Here is a 19,725-nt window from a genome sequence, read left to right on the forward strand (position 1 = left end):
CCCGAGGCGCATCTTATCGACGCGCGTTTGCTCGGCCTGCGGTGTTACCATGGCCGATGGCGGTTGTGACGAGCGCACCTCTGGTGCTTTGCCCCGGAAGGAAAGGAAGGAAGCCTTCGATGAACATCGCAATCACGTTCCGACACATGGTGGGCACGGACGCGGTGAAGCAGCACGCGCATGACAAGATCGCCAAGTTGCAAAGGTTCCTTCGTCAAGCCATGACCGCGCAGGTCACGTTGTCCGTCGAGGGCCTCGATCACATCGCCGATGTGCGGATCTCCTCGGGCAGCCAGCAATTCCACGCGACGGTCCGCAGCCAGGACATGTACGCCTCGATCGACAAGGTCATCGACAAGCTGGACCGCCAGATCGAAGCGGACAAGACGGCGAACATGGCGAGGAAGCGCGGCGGGACGAGCGCGGCCGAGTTCGCCGCCGAGGCCACCGAGGCCGCCGAAGGTCGCGCCCGCGACTGACGGCGAATTCCACGCTCTACGCCCTCGCCAGGCGAGCCTTTCCGTAGTAGGGCTCGGCCGTGCTTCTGCCGAGGCACGGGGGGGACAGGCAACGATCGATTCCACGGCGCAGCCGCGCCGCGCGGACGCCCCTCCGGCGGTCGCGCGGCGCAAAAGGCCGCGCACGCCCCGCTCTCCCAACCCCCCCGGCACGATCATGGGTGTTCTCGAGATCCTGAGCGCGGACCACGTCTCGGTGGCGAACGAGGCCGAGGGTGTCGTCCGCTCCAAGCCCGAGGCGCTGCGCCGCATCGCCGAGCTGCTCGCCCGCAACCTGATCCCCGCCACGCCGATCGCGGAGATCGAGCGCGTGCTCGTCGAGCGAGAGAAGCTCCAGTCGACCGGCGTGGGCGGCGGCGTGGCCATCCCCCACGGCGGGCTCGAAGGCCTCGATCGGCACGTGGGCGCGGTCCTGCTCTGCCCGCACCCGATCGACTTCGACGCGATCGACCGCGCGCCCGTGAGCATTCTCTTCGCCGTCGTCGGTCCGAAGCGCGCCGCAGGCGAGCACCTGAAGACCTTGGCGCGTGTCTCGCGCCTGCTCCGCGACGACGAGTTTCGCAAGCGCCTGCTGCTCGCGCCGAGCGGCGCCGACGCCTTCACGATCATCGCCGCCGAGGAGGGCCGGGGCCCGTGACCGACGAGGTCCCGCGAAGCGTGCCCGTCCCGCGCCCGTCGATGAGCGTGCGCGCGCTCCTCGCCGATCCCGGGCTCGGCGTGAAGCTCGAGCTCATCGCGGGCGAGGCGGGCCTCGATCGGATCATCGAGTCGACGCGCATCCAGAAGTCGGGCCTCGCGCTCGTGGGGCACTTCCACGGCATCACGTCGTCGCGCATCCAGATCTTCGGCCAGACCGAGCTCTCGTTCCTGCACACGCTCGATGTCGAGGACCGCGCGAAGAAGCTTCGTGATCTCTTCGCGCGCGACCTGTGCTGCGTCATCGTCACGCGGGACGCGCGCGCCGAAGGCGAGTCGTCCGCGGAGGCCGGCTTCCCCGCGGTGCCGGAGCTCGTGGCCGCGGCCGAGGCGTCCGGGACGCCGCTGCTCCGCTCGGCGGATCGATCGAGCGTGACCATCACGGCGCTTCACGCGCTGCTCGACGACAGGCTCGCGCCGCGCGTGCGCATGCACGGCGTGCTCGTCGACGTCTTCGGCGTGGGCGTGCTCCTCACGGGCCCGAGCGCGATCGGCAAGAGCGAGTGCGCGCTCGACCTCGTGATGCGGGGACATCGCCTCATCGCCGACGACGTCGTCGAGTGCGACTTCCGCCCGCCGGGCATGGTCTTCGGCATGGCCGCGCACCTGCTCCGCCACCACCTGGAGGTGCGCGGGCTCGGCATCCTCAACGTGAAGGATCTCTTCGGCGTGACGGCGATCCGCGAGCGCAAGCGCATCGACGTGCTGATCAAGCTCGTCGAGTGGTCGAAGGACGTCGAGTACGATCGGCTCGGCCTCGAAGACCGGTACCACAAGATCCTCGGCGTGAAGGTGCGCGAGCTCGTGATCCCGGTGCGGCCGGGGCGCGACATGTCGACGATCATCGAGGTCGCGGCGCGGAACGAGTTGCTCAAGAACGCAGGGCACCACGCCGCGCGCGAGTTCTTCGGCAACCTCGAAGGCGCGCTGCTGAGCGGAAAGGGGCGAGATCGATGAGCGACAAGAGCCGCGTCGTCGTGGTCACCGGGCTCTCGGGGGCCGGCAAGTCCACCGCGATCAACGCCCTGGAAGACCTCGGCTACTTCTGCGTCGACAACCTCCCGACGTCCCTCGTGCCCGCCACGATCGAGGTCTGCGAGGCCGGCGGCATCCGTCGCATCGGCCTCGGCATCGACGTGCGCGCCTTCGCCTTCCTCGACGGCGCCGCGCCCACGCTCTCGCGCATCGCCGAGGGGCGCGACATGGCCATCCTCTTCCTCGACGCGACCGACGAGGCGCTGCTCCGCCGCTTCAACGAGACCCGAAGGCCCCACCCGCTCTCGGCCGCCGCCTCGCGCGCGCCCGGCAGCTCCGGCGCCCTCGCCGTGCTCGACGGCGTGCACCTCGAGCGCGAGCGCCTCGCCCCGCTGCGCGCGCTCGCCACGATCGACCTCGATACGACGCGCCTCAGCGTGCACGAGCTGCGGCGCCAGATCATCGCGCACCTCGGGCCGGGCAAGGCCGAGGCGCCGCGCATGCGCACGAGGTTCGTCTCGTTCGGCTTCAAGTTCGGCGTCCCGGTCGACGCGGATCTGATCTTCGACGTGCGGTTCCTCGACAACCCGCATTTCGTCCCGGAGCTACGGCGGCTGCCCGGGAGCCACCCCGCGGTGCGCGATTTCGTCTTGCAGAGCCCCGAGGCGTCCGAGCTGCTCGAAAAGATCGGCTCGCTCCTCGAATTCTCGCTCCCCCGGTACGAGCGGGAAGGGAAGAGCTACCTGACCATCGGCATCGGCTGCACCGGTGGGCGCCATCGATCGGTGGCGCTCGCCGAGGTTTTGGCTGACAATCTACGAAGGAAGGTGGAGCTACCCATCTCGGTCGTGCATCGTGACGTCGGCAGAGCGGAGCACACCGCGCCGCTCGAGCCCGATCCACAATTGCTCGAGCGGAGCGCCACCGAAGGGGCGGAGGGGGCGCCGCGCTCCCCCGACGGCGGAGGGGGCAAGGCGTGAGCGACGCGAGCGCGACGGGGCGGTTCACGATCGTCAACGCGCGCGGCTTGCACGCGCGGGCGGCCACGAAGCTCGTGCAGCTCGCCGGCAAGTACCCGTGCGAGGTCACGATCGCGGGGCCCGACGGGCAGGAAGCGAACGCGAAGAGCGTGATGGGTGTGCTCCTGCTCTGCGGCGGCGTCGGTACCGTGATCGAGGTGAAGGCGCGCGGCGAGGGCTCGGCGCAGGCTGTGGCGGCGATCGGCACGCTCATCGCCGATCGCTTCGGAGAGCCTGAATGAGCGTGGAGCCTCCCTCGAAAGCGACCGAGGTGCTCCGCGGCATCGCGGGCTCGCCGGGCGTCGCGATCGGCAAGGTCGTCGTCTTCGGGCAGAGCCGCGCGCACTGCCCGCGACGCACGATCGGCCCGGGGGAGATCGACGCCGAGGTCGCGCGCTTCGAGGAGGCCGTCGCGCGCGCGCAGCGCGACCTGCGTGAGATGTCGCAGCGCCTCACCGAGCGCAGCGCCGAGGCCTCCATCCTCGAAGCGTACGTGCTCATGACCGGCGACCCCGTGCTCGCCGAGGCCGTGCGTCACCAGATCCAGAAGGAGAAGCGCGCCGCCGAGTGGGCCGTGGCCGAGGCGTCCGACGTGATCGCCAAGCGGCTCGCGGCGCTCGACGATCCGTACCTGAGCGAGCGCAGCCACGACGTGCTCTTCATCGGCGATCGCATCCTGCGCGCCTTCGGCACGAGCGTGCCCGAGCAGCAGAACCTCCGCCTCGATGGGCCCTCGATCGTCGTCGCGCACGACCTCTCGCCCGCGGACACGGCGGCGATGATCAACCAGCCCGTCGTCGGTTTCGTGACCGAGGTCGGCACGCGGACGAGCCACACCGCGATCATGGCGCGCGCGCTGGAGATCCCCGCCGTCGTTGGCGTGACCGACGCGCTCAAGCGGATCTCGGGGGGTGATCTCGTCGTCGTCGACGGCCTGCGCGGCAGCGTCCTCGTGGGGCCGCAGCCGCGCGAGCTCGACGAGGCGCGCGCCCGCGGCGAGCGGCACACCGCGCTCTCGCGGGAGCTCTCCGTCTCGCGGGATCGTGAAGCGACGACCCAGGACGGCGTGCGCGTCACGCTGCGCGCGAACGTCGAGCTCCCGGCCGAGGCCATCCTGGCGCGTGATCACGGCGCCGAGGGCATCGGCCTCTACCGCACCGAGTTTCTCTACATCGATCGATCGCTGCCGCCGACCGAGGATCAGCAGTTCGAGATCTTCCGCGCCGTCGTGGAGACGATGCGGCCGATGCCCGTCACGCTGCGCACCTTCGACATCGGCGGCGACAAGTTCATCTCGAGCCTCAAGCTCCCGCCCGAGATGAACCCGATGCTGGGCCTGCGCGCTGTGCGCCTCGCGCTCTCGCAGCCCGAGGTCTTCCTCGAACACCTGCGCGCGATGGTCCGCGCGAGCGCGTATGGCGAGGTGAAGATCATGATCCCCATGATCGCGAGCCTCTCCGAGCTCCGGCAGGTGCGCGTCCTCCTGGAGCAGGCGATCGAGCAGGTGAAGGCGCGGGGGTTGCCCTGCGCGGACGAGATCCCGCTCGGGATCATGGTCGAGGTGCCGGCGGCCGCGGTGCTCGTGGATCTCTTCGCCCAGGAGGCGAGCTTCATGAGCCTCGGGACGAACGACCTCGTGCAGTACACGCTCGCCGTCGATCGCACGAGCCGCTCGCTCGCCTACCTCGCGTCGTCCTTCGATCCGGCGATCCTGCGGCTCATCCGCAGCGTCGTACGCGCGGGCGAGGGCTGGTCGTGTCCCGTCTCGATCTGCGGCGCGATGGCGAGTGATCCGCTCGCCGCGGTCCTGCTCGTGGGCCTCGGCATGCGGGACTTCTCGATGGAGGCGGCCGCGATCCCCGAGATCAAGGAGGCGTTGCGGCGCGTGACGCTCGTCGAGGCCGAGGCCGTCGCGCGGGAGGCCTTACGCTTCGGCACCTCCGACGAGGTCGAGCACTGTGTGGCGGAGGCGTTTGCGCCTCGCCTCTATGATCTTCTCACCGGCGAGCGTTGAAGGCATCCTCTCCTCTGGTCCGAAAAACCCGAGGAGCTCATGACCGCCATCACCTCGATCAAGATCCAGACGTCTCGCCTTCGCACGCACGTGCTCGTCAGCGGGCCTCAAGACGGCGTGCCCGTCCTGTTCATCCACGGCAACTGCTCCTCCGCTCGTTTCTTCGAGCAGACGATGGCCGCGCTCCCTGCGGGCTTCCGCGCCCTCGCGGCGGATCTCCGCGGCTACGGCGACTCGGAGCCCGCGCCCATCGACGCGACCCGCGGCCTGCGTGATTTCTCGGACGACCTCGCGGCGCTGCTCCGGAGCGCCGAACTCGGCCTGAAGGGCCCGGTGCACGTCGTGGGCTGGTCGGTCGGCGGCGGCGTCGCGATGCAGCTCGCGATCGATCACCCCGATCTCGTCGGAAAGATCGTCCTCGAAGCGCCGATGGCGCCGTACGGATTCGGCGGGACGAAGGGCACGAGCGGCGAGCCGTGTTTCGCGGACTTCGCGGGCTCGGGCGGCGGCACGGCGAACCCCGACTTCGCGCGGCGGTTGAAGGAGCGCGACGCGTCCGAGGAGAGCGCGACCTCGCCGCGCAAGGTCATGAACGAGTTCTACTTCAAGCCGCCGTTCCGCGTGGAGAAGGAGCGCGAAGAGCTCTTCCTCGCGGAGGTCCTGAAGATGGTCGTGGACGACGCGCACTATCCCGGCGACACGACCACGTCCTCGAACTGGCCCGGCGTCGCGCCCGGCACGCGCGGCGTGAACAACGCGCTCGCGCCGAAGTACGTGAACCTCTCGGGGTTCGCGAAGATCTCGCCGAAGCACGATGTGCTGTGGATCCGCGGCGACGGGGATCAGATCGTCAGCGACACGTCGCTCTTCGACTTCGGGTTCCTCGGCAAGCTCGGCGCGATCCCGGGTTGGCCCGGCGACGACGTCTATCCGGCGCAGCCCATGGTCGCGCAGACGCGCGCCGTGCTCGACGCCTACAAGACGAACGGCGGCAGCTACCGGGAAGAGGTCCTGCCGAACGTCGGACATTCGCCGCACATCGAGGCGCACGACACGTTCGTCGCCGAGATCGTGCGCTTCTTCGGCTGACCGGCGGGCCCGAGGGGGGGAGGGCTCTTTCGGCGTCTCAGGATCGTCTGTTAAAAAATGAGGTTAGGGCCTGAAAAACCCGGCGACGGACCAACCTCGCGCAAACCGTGCTTGGGTTTTTCGATCGCACGTGCACGTGGCCCCGCAGAACGTGTTAGGTTTGTCGCGGGTCAGGATGAAGCGCACGTCGAGGGAAACGCAGGCGCAGGGATCGAAGACGCGGGCGGCGGCTCGCGAGCGCGCGGACAACACGAGCGGGCTGCCGGAGCCTTACGCGGGCAAGCTCGGCGCGCGGATGCGTGATCTCCGGCTCGAGCGAGGTCTGTCGCTCGCGAGCTTGCGCGAGGCGGGTGGCCTGACGCCGAGCCAGATGTCGAGCGCGGAGCGAGGGCGCGTGCGGGTCACGATGGGCACGGTCGTCGCGGTGGCGCGAGCGCTCGACGTGCCGCCGTTCGTGCTCTTGGCGTTTCCCGACGAGGATCCGCTCTCGGCCGTGCTGGAGGAGATCCGGCAGGCGTACGGCGGCGATATGCGGCGCGTGAGCGCGGTGATCGAGGAGCGCACGAGCGGCCTTCTCGGCAAGAAGCGCGGGCGCGGCGCGACGAAGCGCTCGCTCCACGAGTAGAGCGAAAAGTCAAGACAATCATGTCGGGGCCGTACCGAGGCCTCCCTGTCGGCGGTGGGGTGGTGTCGCGTGTGACCGGTCCGCGTGAGGGCGGCTTGCCCTGACAACCGTCCGGGTGCGCCAGGGGCGCGGGGGGCTCGGCGCGGGTTTGTCCAGGGATCCCGCGTGTTTCGGCGCGTCCGCCGGGGCGTCCGGGGTGCGCCCTCGTGTTTGCTGTGTCGAACTCGGATTTCGTCTCCTGAAATGAATGGCCCCCGCGTCGATTTTGGGGCGTTCGAAAATGCTTTCGAACATTGGGAACGGCCGCCCGGCATGGTAAGTGGTTTGGCCTGGATGAACCCATTGGTTCGCTACGGCGAACCTTCGAAGCCTGCAACGAGCGGTCGATGGTCGATCGCATGCTTGGCAGGAAAAACGGTTTCGAGGTGCAATCCCGTGCCTACACGTCGTGTCCCGGACCCGCTCGCCGCTCACATCGGTGCTCGAATGCGCGAGCTGCGGCGCGAGAAGGGAATGTCACTCTCTCAATTCGCGAAGGCGAGCGGTCTCTCCAAAGGCCACGCCTCGAACCTGGAGAATGGGCTCGCGCTCATGAGCGTCGGCACGGTGTTCGCCGTGGCCCGGGCGCTCGGCGTGCCGCCGTTCCTCTTGTGCATGCGGGAGGAGGACGAATCCTTCGCCGCGTGCCTCGATAAGATCCTCCGCGAGGAGGGCGGCGACGTGGGCCGCGCGGCCGTGCGGCTGCGCGAGCTCTTCTTCGGCAGGTCGGCCGGGCCGGGGAGGGGACAAGGGTAGGGCCGCGAATGCAGGCGCGGGTTGTCGGGACATGCGCGTTCTACGGGGACGTTGTACCGGGCGAGGACGACATGGTAGAGTTCGTCCCACACGAACACGGCCAAGACGAACCGCCGCGTTTCGTCCGGATCTTCTCCGCGTCTCCGGTACGCCGGGGCGCATGTTCGAGGTGGAAAAACCATGCCCCGTCGTCCGACTCCCGAGCCCGTCGCCGCCAAGGTAGGGGCCCGAATCCGTGATCTGCGCCAGGAGCGCGGCATGTCGCTCGCGGCCCTCGCCGACGAGAGTGGTCTGTCCAAGGGGCACATGTCGAGCGTGGAGCGCGGGCTCGTTCTGATCACGGTCGGGACCGTGGTCTCCGCCGCGAAGGCGCTCGGCGTCCCGCCCTTCGTGCTCCTCATGTTCCCCGAGGAAGAGCCGCTCGCCGCGGTGGTCGAGCACGTGCGCGCCAGCGAAGGCGGCGACACCGACAAGGCCGCCGCCGCGCTGCGCAAGCTCGTCTTCGGGCCAAACGGTCGCCCGCCGAAGACGGCCACGCCGGCGAAAAACGCCGCGGCGAAGGCGACGCCCGTCAAGGCGACGCCCGCAAAAGCTGCGGCCAAGGCCGCTCCCGCGAAGGCCGCCGCCGCTGCCACACCGGCTCCGGCCGCCACGCCGGCGCCCGCTGCAAAGGGTCGCCGCAAGCGCTGAACGCCCGGACAACCTCCGCGTCGCGCGTCAAACCCGCGCGGACGGGGGTTTGGGGGCGTCCCTCGGTTCGCCCGAGGTTACGCCCCCGCGTGCCCAAGGGTTCTTCCCGTAACACCCGTTTCGGTCAGCTTCGTGGCGTCGGAATCGGCGTCTTCCGCGAGGCGGGCGGCACCGTCGTCGGCGTCCGCGACGCGCCCGTGGCCGCGTCCACGATGCGCACGTCGAGCCCGAGCGCGTCCTTCAACATTCCGCACTTCGCCCCGACGGTCCACTCTTCGAGCGATCGGTCCTCCGTGCCCGAGAGCTCGAGCACCAGCGTGTCGCCCTCGATGCGCCCGCTGACGCCGGCGACCTTGGCCCGGTGCTCCCGATCGAGCGCGTCCGCGACCCGCAGGATCGCGGCCATCGCCTTGACCTTCGCCCGATCCTCGCGCGAGAGCGTGCGGAAGTTGTCGTGGTCGAGCTGCGGCGGGCTCTTTCGGTGGTAGCGCGCCACGTTGGCCACGATCTCGCGCTCCGGGGGCGAGAGGCCCATCAGGTCGGCGTGCACGATGAGGTAGTAGCTGTGCTTGTGGTGGCCCTCGTACCGCACGAAGTCGCCGACGTCGTGCAGGAGCGACGCTGCGTGGAGGAGGATGCGGTCGCGCGGGCTCATGCGGTGGCGCGCGGAGAGCTCGTCGAAGAGGCGCGTCGCGAAGCGCGCCACGAGCATGCCGTGCGCCTCGTCGAAGTGGTAGCGGCGCCCGAGCCGGAGGCACGCCTCGCTCACCGCAGCCGCCTCGCCGCCGAAATCACGCGGCACGAAGTGCTGGCGCGCGAGGTCGACGAGCACGCCTTCCTTGAGCCCCACGCCAGGCGCCGTGATCGATTCGCGCCCAAAGGCCTCGGCGACCCGGCAGAGCACGGTCGCCGCGGGGACGATCGTGTCGGCGCGATCGGGCCGGAGGCCGTACGCGAGCACGCGCTCGTCCACGCTCTTCGCCGAGAGCTCGTCGAGCAGCCGGCGCATCGCGCGGACCTCGATCGCGCGTCCCTCGGGGAAGGCGATCGGCATCGGGCAGAGGTCGGCGAGCGTCTCGATGTTGCCGCCCGTGCCGATGACGACATCGACGGGCCCGTCGGAGGCGTCCTCGATCTCGCGGAAGGCGTCGGCGCAGACGCGGTCGACGTACTCTTCGAGGAGCTTTCGGTGGGCCATGTCGATCGGCCCGCGTCCTTCGAGGAAGGCTTCGAGCAGGCGGACGGTCCCGACGGGCAAGGAGCGCGAGTAGACGGGGAGGCGGCCTTCGAGCAGCGTGAGCTCCGTCGAGCCGCCGCCGATGTCGACGAGGAGCGAGCGACGCTGGCTCATGGGGATGCGCTCGACGACGGCGAGCTGCACGAGGCGCGCTTCCTCGACGCCCTCGATGATCTCCACGTGCACGCGGCTCTCGCGCTCGGCGCGCTCGACGAAGAGGTCGCCGTTTTGCGCCTCCCGCGCGGCGCTCGTGGCGACGGCGCGATAGCGCTCGACCTTCGCCGCGTCCATGGCCGCGCGGAAGCGCTTCAGCGCCTCGCAGGCCGCGCCGATGACGCCGTTTTCGAGGCGGCCTTTCGTGAAGACGTCGTGCCCGAGCCGCACCGGGGCGCGATCGACGAGCACGTCGCGGAAGGGGTAAAACCGGGGTCCGTCGTCCGTGATCAGAGGCGGGTCCACGTCGACCACGCGAAGCCGGATGGCGTTGGACCCGATGTCGATCGCCGCGAGGCGAGCCATGGCGGGAGAAGTAGCGGAGCGGGGCCTGGTTGGCTACTCTCATGGCGCTCATGGCTACCGTCTTGCGAAAGCTCTTGCCGATTGTCGCGACCGCCGCCCTCGGCGCGGCCGCCCTCGGATGCGGACCCGAGCCGGTCCGCGCGCCGAACCCCACGAGGACCCTCGATGAGCGCCGTGCGCTCGAGGTCATCCGTCGCGCCGTCGCCCAGGAAGGTGTGCAGCCCGCGCCGGCCCGCGAGGTCGAGCTGCGCAGCGGCAAGCCGCTCCGCGTCGACGTGAGCATCGACGGCCACGAGTACGGGATCGCGTACATCTCCGACGACGACCTCGACAAGCTCGGCGACGCCATCAAGCCGCCGAACGGAGCCGACGAAAAGCTCCGGCTGGAGCGCGTCGGCCCCGAAGGCGAGGTCCGCATCGTGCTGCTCTACCAGGCGAACTACCGCTACGACGACCTCGCCGGCGAGTCCCACGAGCTCACGACGATCACCGCCGAGCGCACGCTGACGCGTGACGTGCGCGACTTCATCACGTACGCGAAGACCAAGAAGTTCAAGTGAGCCTCGGCGACAAGATCTCCACGCTGGTGCAGAACGAGTCCGAGCGCGCTGCGGGGCCGCGGCGCGCGCTGCTCGTGGCGAGCACCGCGCTTCTCGTCGGGCTCGGGCTCGTGGGGCTGCGCCCGAGTGACCCGAACGATACGAACCTCATCGACCTGGGCATGGTCCTGACGCTGCTGGCGCTCTTCCTCCTCATCGGCGCCATTCATACGTACGGGCGCCTCGGACCCGACGAAGGCGAAAAGGGCAGCCGGGGCGGCTGACGCTCGACGGACTTGCGAAGAAAGCGCGCTTGGACCAGCATCGCGCGCATGCATCGTCCCAGCCGCCAGCACCAGCACCTGCTCGAGAAGATCGCCCGCAAGGAGTCCCGCGCCAAGGTGAACAACCGCAAGCCCGGTACGCGCCTGAAGCAGTGGAAGAAGTGGGCCGAGGCCTACAAGGCCCTCACCGCGCAGGCGTAGTCTTCGCGAGAAATACGCTCCCTTCCCGCATTCATCCCCACCGCATCGTCGCGAGGCCGTTGCAGCGAGGTCACTCGTCGTTGCACCCTCGCGGCCGATGCGCGCCTTGCTTCACGGCGGCCTCCTCGCCCTCGGGCTGACCCTCGCCGGCTGCGCCGGATCCCGGGGATCACCCGAGCGAAATCCGCGCGCATCCACGGCCCTCACGCCGAGCTTCGCCGCGCTCGTCGCGAGCCCGAGCGACTTCGACGCCGAGCCGCGCGAGGTCACGGCCGCGCTCGCCGAGGCGGATCTCGACTTCGCGCTCGATGTCTTCGCCGACGCGTACGCCGCGCCCGAGGGCCACGCGCCCGTGCCGCCGCGCGCGCGCATCGACGAAGCGCGCCGCGTGATCCGGAGCCGCGCGATCTGGTCCCCGTTCGAGTTCGCGACGCTCTTGCGTGATCTGCTCCGCGCCGACGATGGCCACCTCGCCTTTGGTTACGGCGGCGAACGGCCGCTCCGCCTCGACGCCTTGCCGGCTCCGCCCGCGCCGCCGGTGATCGCAGCTCCGCCCGTGGAGCTCGTCGAAGGCGAGGTCCCCGTCCTCGTGGTGCGCACCTTCGAGACGGCCGCGGCCGCAGCGCTCGCGACGTTGCCGCGCCTCGCCGAGCGGCTCCGTGAGGCGCCTGCGTTCGTCGTGGATCTGCGCGGCAACCGCGGCGGGAACTACACCTTCGCCGAGCGCTTCCTGCGCGCGCTCGCGCACGGGCCGATCCTCGCGCTCGGCACGCGGGAAGTCCAGTCCGTGACGGCGGCGCTCGGACGCGTGAACGCCGCGAAGAGGCGCCTCGCGCGGGGCGACGTGCCGCCGGCTGCGCGCGGGATGTTCCTCGAACACATCACGCGGCTCGAAGGGCTCGCCGCGGACCACGCCGCACGCGGGGAAGGACGCGTCGAGATCGTCCGCAAAGGCGAGATCCTGCAAGGCATGGCGCCCGCGCCGCTCGTGGGGCGCGGCGTGGTGCTCGTCGATCGTGGCTGCGCCTCGGCGTGCGAGATGTTCGTCGCGCTGGCGCGGCAAATCCCGGGGTTGCTCGTCGCGGGGGAGCGCACGCGTGGCAGCATGGCGGTCGGCGAGGTCGCGTCGTTCGTGCTCCCGCGCTCGCGCCTCGTGGTCACGCTCGGCACGCGCGCCGTCGTGGATCCGCTCGGCGACTTCGACGAGACGCGTGGGTTCGTCCCCGACCTCGATCTCGCGGGGCCCGACACGCTCGTCGAGGCGCGACACGTGGCCGCGTTCGTGCCCGCCTCCGCGTGGGCGGCAGCAAAGGCGGGAACGAAAAAGCCGCGTTGACCTCCCGGATGCCTCACGTATTCTCCGTTTTTGCGCGTGCGGGCAGCACCACACGCGAGGGCGGGAGGCATCTGCATGCGCAAGGCGATGGCGAACGGAACGAAGGGGGCTTCACGTGCGCTCGCGGCGGCGCTCTTCGTCGCGGTAGGTGTCTCCTCGCAGAGCGCTGACGCGCAAGCGCCTGCGCCTCCGCCGCCGCCCACCCAGCCGGACACGTCGGCGCCGCCGCCGCCTCCGCCGCCGGGGTATGAGCCCGCCGCTCCGCAGGTCGCGCCGCTGCCGCCGCCGGGATACGCGCCGCCTGGGTATCCGCAGGGCTATCCGCAAGGGTATCCGCCGCCGGGATACGCGCCGCCGCCCGGGTACCCGCAAGGGTATCCGCCGCCGGGGTACGGGCAGCCGCCTCCGGGGTACGGGCCGAACAGCTATGGATACGGCCCGCCCGGATCCACGCTCCCCGCGGCGCTCCCGTACGAAGAAGGGGATCCGATCCCGCCCGGCTACCGCGTCGACAGCCGCATTCGCAAGGGCCTCGTCATCGGCGGCGCCGTGACGTTCGGCGTCCCCTGGTTCTTCTCCGCCATGATCGCGTCGATCGGCGACAGCCTCTCGCGGAGCTCGGACCTCTGGCCGCTCTACATCCCGGCCCTCGGGCCCTTCATCGCGATGGGCACGCTCGACACCGAGGGCCCGGGGACCTTCTGGCTCGCGGTCGACGGGCTCGCGCAATCGGGCGGCATCGCGATGCTCATCGCGGGCATCGTCGCCCAGGAAAAGCGGCTCGTCCGATCCACCGAGGTCGGCACCTCCATGACCGTGATGCCTCTCCGGTTCGGCCCGCACGGCGCGGGCCTGGGCCTCGTGGGGACGATGTGACGACGCGACGAACGATCCTCTCTCTCGGCACCACGCTGACGATCCTTGGTGCTGCAAGCATCTCCCTGGCGCAGGGCGCGCCCCCGCCTCCACCCCCGGGCGCTGCGGCGCCGCAGCAGCCGCCGCCGAACGCGCTGCCGCAGCAAGCGCAACCTCCGCCGCCGATGGGCGCGGCGCCGCCGGGGTATCCGCCGCCGATGGGCGCGGCGCCGCCGGGGTATCCGCCGCCGATGGGCGCGGCGCCGCCGGGGTATCCGCCGCGCGCCTCTTATCCGCCGCCGCCGATCTTCGGGCCCTCGCGTTTGCCGTACAAGGAAGGGGATCCGATCCCGCCCGGCTACGGCATCGAGACGCGGCCGCGGTACGGGATGGCGACCGCGGGCATCGCGACGTTCGCGCCGCTCTACGGCATGTCGGTCCTCTTCGCGGCCACCTTCGCCGGCAACGAGGGCGTGGCCGCCGGTTACTACACGCCGCTCTTCATCCCGGTCATCGGTCCTTTCGTCGCGATGGGCACGTCCGACGCCGAGAGCGTCGGCATCTTCATGCTCATGCTCGACGGCCTCGGACAGGCCACGGGCGCTGCGCTCTTCGTGGCGGGCATGCTCTCCGACGAGAAGTTCGTCTCGCGCACCCCGACCGCATTCGATCCGCGCCCCGAGGTCATGGTCGGCCCGCGGGCCGCGACGCTCCGGTGGCATTTCTGAGCCGTGGATCGACGATGAAAGGACCTCCGTCGATGAACAACCCCAAGCGCACGTCGATCCCGGGCCTCGCGCGCCGCCTCGCGCCGCTCGCCGCGCTCTCGCTGGGCCTTGCCTCCACGCTCCCCGCGAACGCGCAGCCGGCCCCCGCCGCGCCGCCTGCGCCGCCGCCGTCGACCACGACCACGACCGCCGCGCCCTTGCCTCCGCCTCCGTCTCCGCCGACGACGGGCGCGGCGTCGACCGACGAGGCACCGGCGCCCACGCCCAAGCGGAAGGCGCCGAGGCTCAGCAACGAGACCTGGGACAACAGCCCGCAGCAGCCTCCGATGTGGGCCCCGCTCGACGATCCGAGGCTGCCCGTCTTGCCGCGCCGCATCGACTACGAAGAGGGCGACATCCTTCTGCCGGGCTACGAGCTCAAGACGCGGGCGACGCGGAGCCTCGTCGTCGCCGGGCTCGTCACCTTCGCCGTGCCGTACGGCCTGTCCGCGCTCATCGGTGGTGCCTACGTCTTCGACGACGGCGATCGCGACGCCGAGACCTACGGCCCGCTGCTCGTCCCGGTCTTCGGCCCGTTCATCTCGCTCGGCATCGAGAACGCGCGTACTTCGGAGTTCCCGAACCCGCGCAGCACCTCGGACGATGTCTACACGTTCTTCATGCTCCTCAACGGCTTCACGCAGATGACCGGCGCCGCCATGCTCGCCGCCGGCCTCCTCGTGCCCGACAAGTACCTCGAGCGCGCGCAGTCGCTCCCGGGCAAGCCCGAGCTGTTCGTGGGCGGCAGCTCCGCCGCCGTGCGGTTCCACTTCTGAGCGCCGCGCCGCCTCACGGGGCGGCGGCGATCATCCACGACCAGTCGAGTGGTGACCCCACCTCGGCCTCGGCGCCTTGGCCCCGCACGCGCAGCACGCCGCGACGCGGGTTCGCCGACAGATGCCGCAGGATCCAGAACACCGTCTCCGGATCGTCGCTGCCCGCCGCGGCCGCGACCTCCGCGAGCGAGAGCGCCGTCCCCGCCTTCGCGCGGAGCCCGGCGAGCACGCGCTGCTCGAGATCGATCACCGCCTGCGCCGCCTTCTTCCCCGCCTCCACGCCTGGCTGGTGGTACGCGTTGATGTCCACGAGCTCCGCGTAGATCCCCACGGCCCGCTCGTAGAGCGCGATAAGCGCGCCGAGCGACGTCGCGTCGAGCGCCTCCAGCGTGATCGTGATCGACGCGCGCCCTCGCTCGTCGAGCGCGCGCCGCGTGCCTTGCAAGAACCCCGAGAGGTAATCCCCCGACGTCACGCCCGGCTCCACGGAGAGATCCCCTCGTTGCGGCGCGCGATCGAGCAGCACCTCGAGGAACGTCACGAAGAAGTTGTCGACCCCGTCGCGGAGCTGCTGCACGTACGCGTGCTGATCCGTCGAGCCCTTGTTGCCGTAGACGCTGATCCCCTGCCAGACCTCGCGCCCCTGCCGATCGAGCCGCTTGCCGAGCGACTCCATCACGAGCTGCTGCGCGTACCGGCTGAAGAGCTCCAGCCGATCCTTGTACGGCAGGAGCACCATGTCCTTCTTGCCCGCGCCGCCCGTCGCCGACAGCCACGCCGCTGCGAGCTGCGCCGCCGGGTTGCGCTTCGTCACGCGCGACCGCGTCACCTCGTCCATCGCGCGCGCGCCGCGCAGCATGTCCTCCACGTCGAGCCCTTGCAGCGCTGCCGGCAAGAGGCCCACGGCGCTGAGCTCGCTCGTCCGCCCGCCGACCCAGTCCCACATCGGGAACCGATCGAGGAACCCGCGCGCCACGGCGTGCTTGTCGAGCTCGCTGCCCTCGCCCGTCACGACCACCGCGTGCTTCGCGAAGTCGAGCCCGAGCCGCGCGTAGGCGGCCTCGGCTTCGAGCATCCCGTTGCGCGTCTCCTTCGTGCCGCCCGACTTCGAGATGACGACCGCGAGCGTCCCGGGGAGCGCGTCGCCGATCGCGTCGAGGGTGCGATCGAATCCGTCGGGATCGGTGTTGTCGAAGAACCAGACGCTCATGCGATCCGCGGGCGACGTGAGCGCGGCGGAGACGAGCTGAGGTCCGAGCGCCGAGCCGCCGATGCCGATGAGCAAGACGTCGCGGAAGCGGCTCGCGCGCTCGGGGCGGATGCGCGCGGCGTGCACGTCCTCCGCGAACGTGAGCACGCGGCCGAGCGTCGTGGTGATCGCGTCGCGGATCGCCGGATCCGGCGCGAGTTCGGGCGCTCGGAGCCAGTAGTGCCCCACCATGCGCCCCTCGTCGGCGTTCGCGATCGCGCCGCGTTCGAGCGCTGCCATCGCCTCGTAGGCCGCCTGCAGCCGCGGCTCGAGCCCGTCGAGGAAGTCCGCCGTCCACCGGACCCGGCTCGTGTCCAGCCAGACGCCGAGGCGCTCGTCGTGAAAGAGGTGCGCGCGAAACCGGTCGAGCCCGTCGTTCATCGTCGTACATTCCCCGTCGGTGGCGCCGGGCCGGGCTCGTCCCCGGCCGTCCCCACTTCGTCGTGGGTACGTATGTAGCGCACCCTGGGGCTCGGGCGCCCGCTCCACCGGTGGTCTCTCTGGTTTCCAGCCATACGGCCTCCGAAAAAACTGCGCTGGCGGCGACACCGATCCCGCGTTATTTCCCTGCCGCCCCAATGCCACCCATGCAGCTTGATTTCGGCATCAACGCAGGGTTCGTCGAAGAGCTCTACGCCCAATACCTGGAGAATCCCGAGAAGGTCGACCCGAACTGGAGGACCTTCTTCGAGGGACGACGAGGTCTGTCCCAGACAGCCGCCCCGGTGGTTCGAGCGCCCGTGCAGGTCGCTCCGCCGGCGGCGTCGCCCGTGACGTCACCCGCCCCGCTCGCGGAGCCGCCGCGCTACACGAACGGTGGAGCGGCGCCCGCGCAGGCGAGCCTGTTCACGCAGGAGCCGGCGTCGCGCCGGCAGCGCGGCTCGTCGCCGCCCCCGCCGCCGCGCGTGCCGGGCTTCGATTTCATCTCCTCCGAGCAGGAGATGATGTCGACCGCGGCGACCCGCGCGCGTGTCTACCAGCTCGTCAACGCGTACCGCGTGCGAGGCCACCTCTTCGCGCACATCGATCCGCTCGGCTTGCCGCCGCCCGCGCCGCCTGAGCTGAACCTCGACAACTTCGACCTCAGCGAAGCGGACCTCGACCAGCCCTTCCCCACGGTCGACCTCGCCGGGCTGCCCGCGATCTCCACGCTCCGTGAGATCATGAACCGCCTGGAGGAGACGTACTGCCGCTCGATCGGCGTCGAGTTCACGCACATCGAGGATCCGGACCAGCGCATCTGGCTCCAGCGTCGCATGGAGGCGACGAAGAACCGCCTCGAGCTCAGCCGCGACAAGCAGCTCCGCATCCTGACGAAGCTCTCCGACGCCGAGATCTTCGAGCAGTTCATCCACCGGAGCTACGAGGCCGGCACGAAGCGCTTCTCGCTCGAAGGCGGCGAGGCGCTGATCCCGCTGCTCGACCTCCTCATCGAGCGCGCCGGCGCCGAGGGCGTCGACGAGATCGTCTTCGGCATGGCGCACCGCGGCCGCCTCAACGTGCTCTCGAACATCCTCGAGAAGAGCCCGCGCGAGATCTTCGCGCACTTCGAGGACAAAGATCCCGAGCGGTACGTCGGCGGGGGCGACGTGAAGTACCACCTCGGCTACTCGAACGACCGCATCACGGAGTCGGGCCACAAGGTCCACCTCACGCTCACGTTCAACCCGAGCCACCTCGAGTTCGTGAACCCCGTGGTCGAGGGCCGCGTCCGCGCCAAGCAGGACCGCCTCGGCGCCGGCACCCCTGACGCCGCGCGCAAGGTCATGCCCTTGCTCATCCACGGCGACGCCGCGTTCATCGGCCAGGGCATCGTCCCCGAGACGCTCAACATGAGCAACCTCGAGGGCTACCGGACCGGCGGCACGATCCACGTGATCGTGAACAACCAGGTCGGGTTCACGACGAACCCGAGCGAGTCGCGCTCCACGCGGTACGCGTCCGACATCACGCGCATGCTGAAGGTCCCCGTCTTCCATGTGAACGGCGAGGATCCGGAGGCCGTCGCGCAGGTCGCGCTGCTCGCGAGCGAGTGGCGCCAGCGCTTCGGCCTGGATGTCGTGATCGACATGTACTGCTACCGCCGCTACGGCCACAACGAGGGCGACGAGCCGCGCTACACGCAGCCGCGGATGTACGCCGTCATCGACAAGAAGCCGACCGTCCGGCAGATGTACGTCAAGCGCCTGGTCGCGATGGGCCAGGTCAGCGAGGAGAAGGCCGAGGAGATCCTCGTCCGCCGCCGCGAGGCGCTCAACGTCGCGCTGCAAGAGGTCAAGCAGAAGGGCTTCGCCCCGGTCACGTACGCAATGGCCGGCGTGTGGTCGAGCTACCGCGGCGGCCGCGACGCCGCCACGCCCGAGGTGCCGACGGGCGTGCCCGCCGACAAGCTCATCGACATCTCGCGCCGCCTCCTCGAGCTGCCGGGTGACTTCAAGGTGCACCCGAAGGTCATGCCCATCCTGAAGGCGCGCCACGACCGCCTCGTGAAGGGCGAGCCCTTCGACTGGGGCACGGGCGAGATGCTCGCGTACGCCACGCTCCTCGCCGAGAAGACGCCCGTGCGCATCTCGGGCCAGGACGTGCGCCGCGGGACGTTCAGCCATCGCCACGCGGTCGTCGTCGACATCGAGACGGGCGAGAGCTTCGCCCCGCTCTCGCGTGTCGCGGAGGGCCCCGCGCGCCTCGACATCCACAACAGCCCCCTCAGCGAGGCGGGCGTGCTCGGCTTCGAGTTCGGCTACGCGCTCGACTACCCCGACGCGCTCGTCATCTGGGAGGCGCAGTTCGGCGACTTCCTCAACGGCGCGCAGGTCATCGTCGACCAGTTCATCACGTCGAGCGAGGACAAGTGGCACAGGCTCTCGGGCCTCGTCCTCTTCCTCCCGCACGGCTATGAGGGCCAGGGCCCGGAGCACTCGAGCGCGCGTATGGAGCGCTTCCTCCAGAACAGCGCCGAGGACAACATCCAGGTCTGCAACCTGACGACGCCGGCCCAGCTCTTCCACGTGCTGCGCCGCCAGGTCCTTCGCCCGTGGCGCAAGCCGCTCGTCATCGCCACGCCGAAGAGCCTGCTCCGTGTCGCCACCACGGCCAAGGGCCCGCGCCCCGTCTCCACGATCGACGACCTCGCGAACGGCCGATTCCAGCGCGCGATCGGCGACGACGGGGTCGATCCTTCGGAGGTGAAGAAGATCCTGCTCTGCTCGGGCAAGATCTACTACGACCTCGCCGTGACGCGGGAGCAACGCGACCTCAAGGACGTGGCCATCGTGCGGCTCGAGCAGCTCTTCCCGCTGAACCGCGAGCTCACCGACGCGCTCGCGAACTACAAGGAAGGCACGAAGCTCGTGTGGGTCCAGGAGGAGCCGATCAACTACGGCGCCTGGTACTACATCAACGCGGTGCTTCCCCAGTTCCTCGGCGGACGCTTCCCGCTCTCCGTCGTGGGTCGCCAGCCGAGCGCGAGCCCCGCGACCGGGTCGAAGGCGAGCCACAACCTGGAGCAGAAGCGGCTGATGGACGAAGCGTTCGCCTGACC

The 19,725-nt window shown here is 70.2% G+C and carries 20 protein-coding genes; 18 read left to right on the forward strand and 2 right to left on the reverse strand.

Going from position 1 to position 19,725, the window contains the following annotated elements:
- Nucleotides 1–119 precede the first annotated feature (119 nt).
- The 10 genes from hpf to QHF89_RS25120 all read left to right on the forward strand — a co-directional run bounded on the left by hpf (nt 120) and on the right by QHF89_RS25120 (nt 8,421).
- The gene (gene hpf / locus QHF89_RS25075) at nt 120–479 is read left to right on the forward strand and encodes a ribosome hibernation-promoting factor, HPF/YfiA family (RefSeq protein ID WP_136967866.1); all 360 of its coding nucleotides are present in this window, start codon (nt 120–122) and stop codon (nt 477–479) included.
- A 196-nt stretch (nt 480–675) separates the two neighbouring features.
- On the forward strand, nt 676–1,155 hold the full coding sequence (locus QHF89_RS25080; protein WP_136935019.1) for a PTS sugar transporter subunit IIA: 480 nt from the start codon (nt 676–678) through the stop codon (nt 1,153–1,155).
- A complete protein-coding gene (hprK, locus tag QHF89_RS25085) occupies nt 1,152–2,171 on the forward strand; it encodes an HPr(Ser) kinase/phosphatase (protein ID WP_284720914.1) in 1,020 nt (339 codons plus the stop codon). Before QHF89_RS25080 ends, hprK begins: the two co-directional genes overlap by 4 nt.
- The gene (gene rapZ / locus QHF89_RS25090) at nt 2,168–3,169 is read left to right on the forward strand and encodes an RNase adapter RapZ (protein WP_136967867.1); all 1,002 of its coding nucleotides are present in this window, start codon (nt 2,168–2,170) and stop codon (nt 3,167–3,169) included. Before hprK ends, rapZ begins: the two co-directional genes overlap by 4 nt.
- The gene (locus QHF89_RS25095; RefSeq protein ID WP_136967868.1) at nt 3,166–3,450 is read left to right on the forward strand and encodes an HPr family phosphocarrier protein; all 285 of its coding nucleotides are present in this window, start codon (nt 3,166–3,168) and stop codon (nt 3,448–3,450) included. Before rapZ ends, QHF89_RS25095 begins: the two co-directional genes overlap by 4 nt.
- A complete protein-coding gene (gene ptsP, locus QHF89_RS25100) occupies nt 3,447–5,222 on the forward strand; it encodes a phosphoenolpyruvate--protein phosphotransferase (protein ID WP_136967869.1) in 1,776 nt (591 codons plus the stop codon). Before QHF89_RS25095 ends, ptsP begins: the two co-directional genes overlap by 4 nt.
- 39 nt (nt 5,223–5,261) lie before the next feature.
- Nucleotides 5,262–6,311, forward strand: coding sequence for an alpha/beta fold hydrolase (locus QHF89_RS25105; protein WP_136967870.1), 1,050 nt, complete (start codon nt 5,262–5,264; stop codon nt 6,309–6,311).
- A 175-nt stretch (nt 6,312–6,486) separates the two neighbouring features.
- A complete protein-coding gene (locus QHF89_RS25110) occupies nt 6,487–6,936 on the forward strand; it encodes a helix-turn-helix domain-containing protein (RefSeq protein WP_136935024.1) in 450 nt (149 codons plus the stop codon).
- 486 nt (nt 6,937–7,422) lie between these two features.
- Nucleotides 7,423–7,731: a helix-turn-helix domain-containing protein gene (locus tag QHF89_RS25115; protein WP_269749938.1), complete on the forward strand. Its 309-nt coding sequence runs from the start codon at nt 7,423–7,425 to the stop codon at nt 7,729–7,731.
- A gap of 180 nt (nt 7,732–7,911) precedes the next feature.
- A complete protein-coding gene (locus QHF89_RS25120) occupies nt 7,912–8,421 on the forward strand; it encodes a helix-turn-helix domain-containing protein (RefSeq protein ID WP_136967872.1) in 510 nt (169 codons plus the stop codon).
- 124 nt (nt 8,422–8,545) lie between these two features.
- On the opposite strand, the gene QHF89_RS25125 is transcribed toward QHF89_RS25120, so the two are convergent.
- Nucleotides 8,546–10,177 carry a Ppx/GppA phosphatase family protein gene (locus tag QHF89_RS25125; RefSeq protein ID WP_136967873.1) on the reverse strand — a complete coding sequence of 544 codons (1,632 nt, stop codon included), beginning with the start codon at nt 10,175–10,177 and terminating at the stop codon, nt 8,546–8,548.
- Between the two features lie 41 nt (nt 10,178–10,218).
- On the opposite strand from QHF89_RS25125, the gene QHF89_RS25130 reads away from it, so the two are divergent.
- The 7 genes from QHF89_RS25130 to QHF89_RS25160 all read left to right on the forward strand — a co-directional run bounded on the left by QHF89_RS25130 (nt 10,219) and on the right by QHF89_RS25160 (nt 14,935).
- Nucleotides 10,219–10,737, forward strand: a complete 519-nt coding sequence (locus QHF89_RS25130; protein WP_136967874.1) for a hypothetical protein — start codon at nt 10,219–10,221, stop codon at nt 10,735–10,737.
- Complete coding sequence (locus tag QHF89_RS25135; protein ID WP_136967875.1) at nt 10,734–11,000, forward strand: hypothetical protein; 267 nt, start codon at nt 10,734–10,736, stop codon at nt 10,998–11,000. Before QHF89_RS25130 ends, QHF89_RS25135 begins: the two co-directional genes overlap by 4 nt.
- Before the next feature lie 48 nt (nt 11,001–11,048).
- Entirely contained in the window at nt 11,049–11,201 is a 153-nt protein-coding gene (locus QHF89_RS25140; protein WP_170229829.1) for a hypothetical protein, read from the forward strand.
- A 97-nt stretch (nt 11,202–11,298) separates the two neighbouring features.
- Nucleotides 11,299–12,537: a S41 family peptidase gene (locus tag QHF89_RS25145; RefSeq protein ID WP_136967876.1), complete on the forward strand. Its 1,239-nt coding sequence runs from the start codon at nt 11,299–11,301 to the stop codon at nt 12,535–12,537.
- A 75-nt stretch (nt 12,538–12,612) separates the two neighbouring features.
- Nucleotides 12,613–13,413, forward strand: coding sequence for a hypothetical protein (locus tag QHF89_RS25150; protein WP_136967877.1), 801 nt, complete (start codon nt 12,613–12,615; stop codon nt 13,411–13,413).
- Entirely contained in the window at nt 13,410–14,120 is a 711-nt protein-coding gene (locus QHF89_RS25155) for a hypothetical protein (RefSeq protein WP_136967878.1), read from the forward strand. Before QHF89_RS25150 ends, QHF89_RS25155 begins: the two co-directional genes overlap by 4 nt.
- 32 nt (nt 14,121–14,152) lie before the next feature.
- The gene (locus tag QHF89_RS25160) at nt 14,153–14,935 is read left to right on the forward strand and encodes a hypothetical protein (protein WP_136967879.1); all 783 of its coding nucleotides are present in this window, start codon (nt 14,153–14,155) and stop codon (nt 14,933–14,935) included.
- Nucleotides 14,936–14,948: 13 nt separating this feature from the next.
- On the opposite strand, the gene QHF89_RS25165 is transcribed toward QHF89_RS25160, so the two are convergent.
- On the reverse strand, nt 14,949–16,565 hold the full coding sequence (locus QHF89_RS25165) for a glucose-6-phosphate isomerase (protein ID WP_136967880.1): 1,617 nt from the start codon (nt 16,563–16,565) through the stop codon (nt 14,949–14,951).
- Nucleotides 16,566–16,771: 206 nt separating this feature from the next.
- Between QHF89_RS25165 and QHF89_RS25170 the strand changes: the two genes are divergently transcribed.
- A complete protein-coding gene (locus QHF89_RS25170; protein ID WP_136967881.1) occupies nt 16,772–19,723 on the forward strand; it encodes a 2-oxoglutarate dehydrogenase E1 component in 2,952 nt (983 codons plus the stop codon).
- Nucleotides 19,724–19,725: the final 2 nt, after the last annotated feature.

The organism is Polyangium sorediatum (assembly GCF_029946465.1).
GTDB lineage: Bacteria > Myxococcota_A > Polyangia > Polyangiales > Polyangiaceae > Polyangium > Polyangium fumosum.

What these genes read in the sequence shown, in the direction of transcription:
- hpf (WP_136967866.1), top strand. Translation starts at nt 120, where the DNA reads ATGAACATCGCAATCACGTTCCGACACATGGTGGGCACGGACGCGGTG.
- QHF89_RS25080 (WP_136935019.1), top strand. Translation starts at nt 676, where the DNA reads ATGGGTGTTCTCGAGATCCTGAGCGCGGACCACGTCTCGGTGGCGAAC.
- rapZ (WP_136967867.1), top strand. Translation starts at nt 2,168, where the DNA reads ATGAGCGACAAGAGCCGCGTCGTCGTGGTCACCGGGCTCTCGGGGGCC.
- ptsP (WP_136967869.1), top strand. Translation starts at nt 3,447, where the DNA reads ATGAGCGTGGAGCCTCCCTCGAAAGCGACCGAGGTGCTCCGCGGCATC.
- QHF89_RS25105 (WP_136967870.1), top strand. Translation starts at nt 5,262, where the DNA reads ATGACCGCCATCACCTCGATCAAGATCCAGACGTCTCGCCTTCGCACG.
- QHF89_RS25110 (WP_136935024.1), top strand. Translation starts at nt 6,487, where the DNA reads ATGAAGCGCACGTCGAGGGAAACGCAGGCGCAGGGATCGAAGACGCGG.
- QHF89_RS25115 (WP_269749938.1), top strand. Translation starts at nt 7,423, where the DNA reads ATGCGCGAGCTGCGGCGCGAGAAGGGAATGTCACTCTCTCAATTCGCG.
- QHF89_RS25120 (WP_136967872.1), top strand. Translation starts at nt 7,912, where the DNA reads ATGCCCCGTCGTCCGACTCCCGAGCCCGTCGCCGCCAAGGTAGGGGCC.
- QHF89_RS25125 (WP_136967873.1), bottom strand. Translation starts at nt 10,177, where the DNA reads ATGGCTCGCCTCGCGGCGATCGACATCGGGTCCAACGCCATCCGGCTT.
- QHF89_RS25130 (WP_136967874.1), top strand. Translation starts at nt 10,219, where the DNA reads ATGGCGCTCATGGCTACCGTCTTGCGAAAGCTCTTGCCGATTGTCGCG.
- QHF89_RS25140 (WP_170229829.1), top strand. Translation starts at nt 11,049, where the DNA reads ATGCATCGTCCCAGCCGCCAGCACCAGCACCTGCTCGAGAAGATCGCC.
- QHF89_RS25145 (WP_136967876.1), top strand. Translation starts at nt 11,299, where the DNA reads ATGCGCGCCTTGCTTCACGGCGGCCTCCTCGCCCTCGGGCTGACCCTC.
- QHF89_RS25150 (WP_136967877.1), top strand. Translation starts at nt 12,613, where the DNA reads ATGCGCAAGGCGATGGCGAACGGAACGAAGGGGGCTTCACGTGCGCTC.
- QHF89_RS25160 (WP_136967879.1), top strand. Translation starts at nt 14,153, where the DNA reads ATGAACAACCCCAAGCGCACGTCGATCCCGGGCCTCGCGCGCCGCCTC.
- QHF89_RS25165 (WP_136967880.1), bottom strand. Translation starts at nt 16,565, where the DNA reads ATGAACGACGGGCTCGACCGGTTTCGCGCGCACCTCTTTCACGACGAG.
- QHF89_RS25170 (WP_136967881.1), top strand. Translation starts at nt 16,772, where the DNA reads ATGCAGCTTGATTTCGGCATCAACGCAGGGTTCGTCGAAGAGCTCTAC.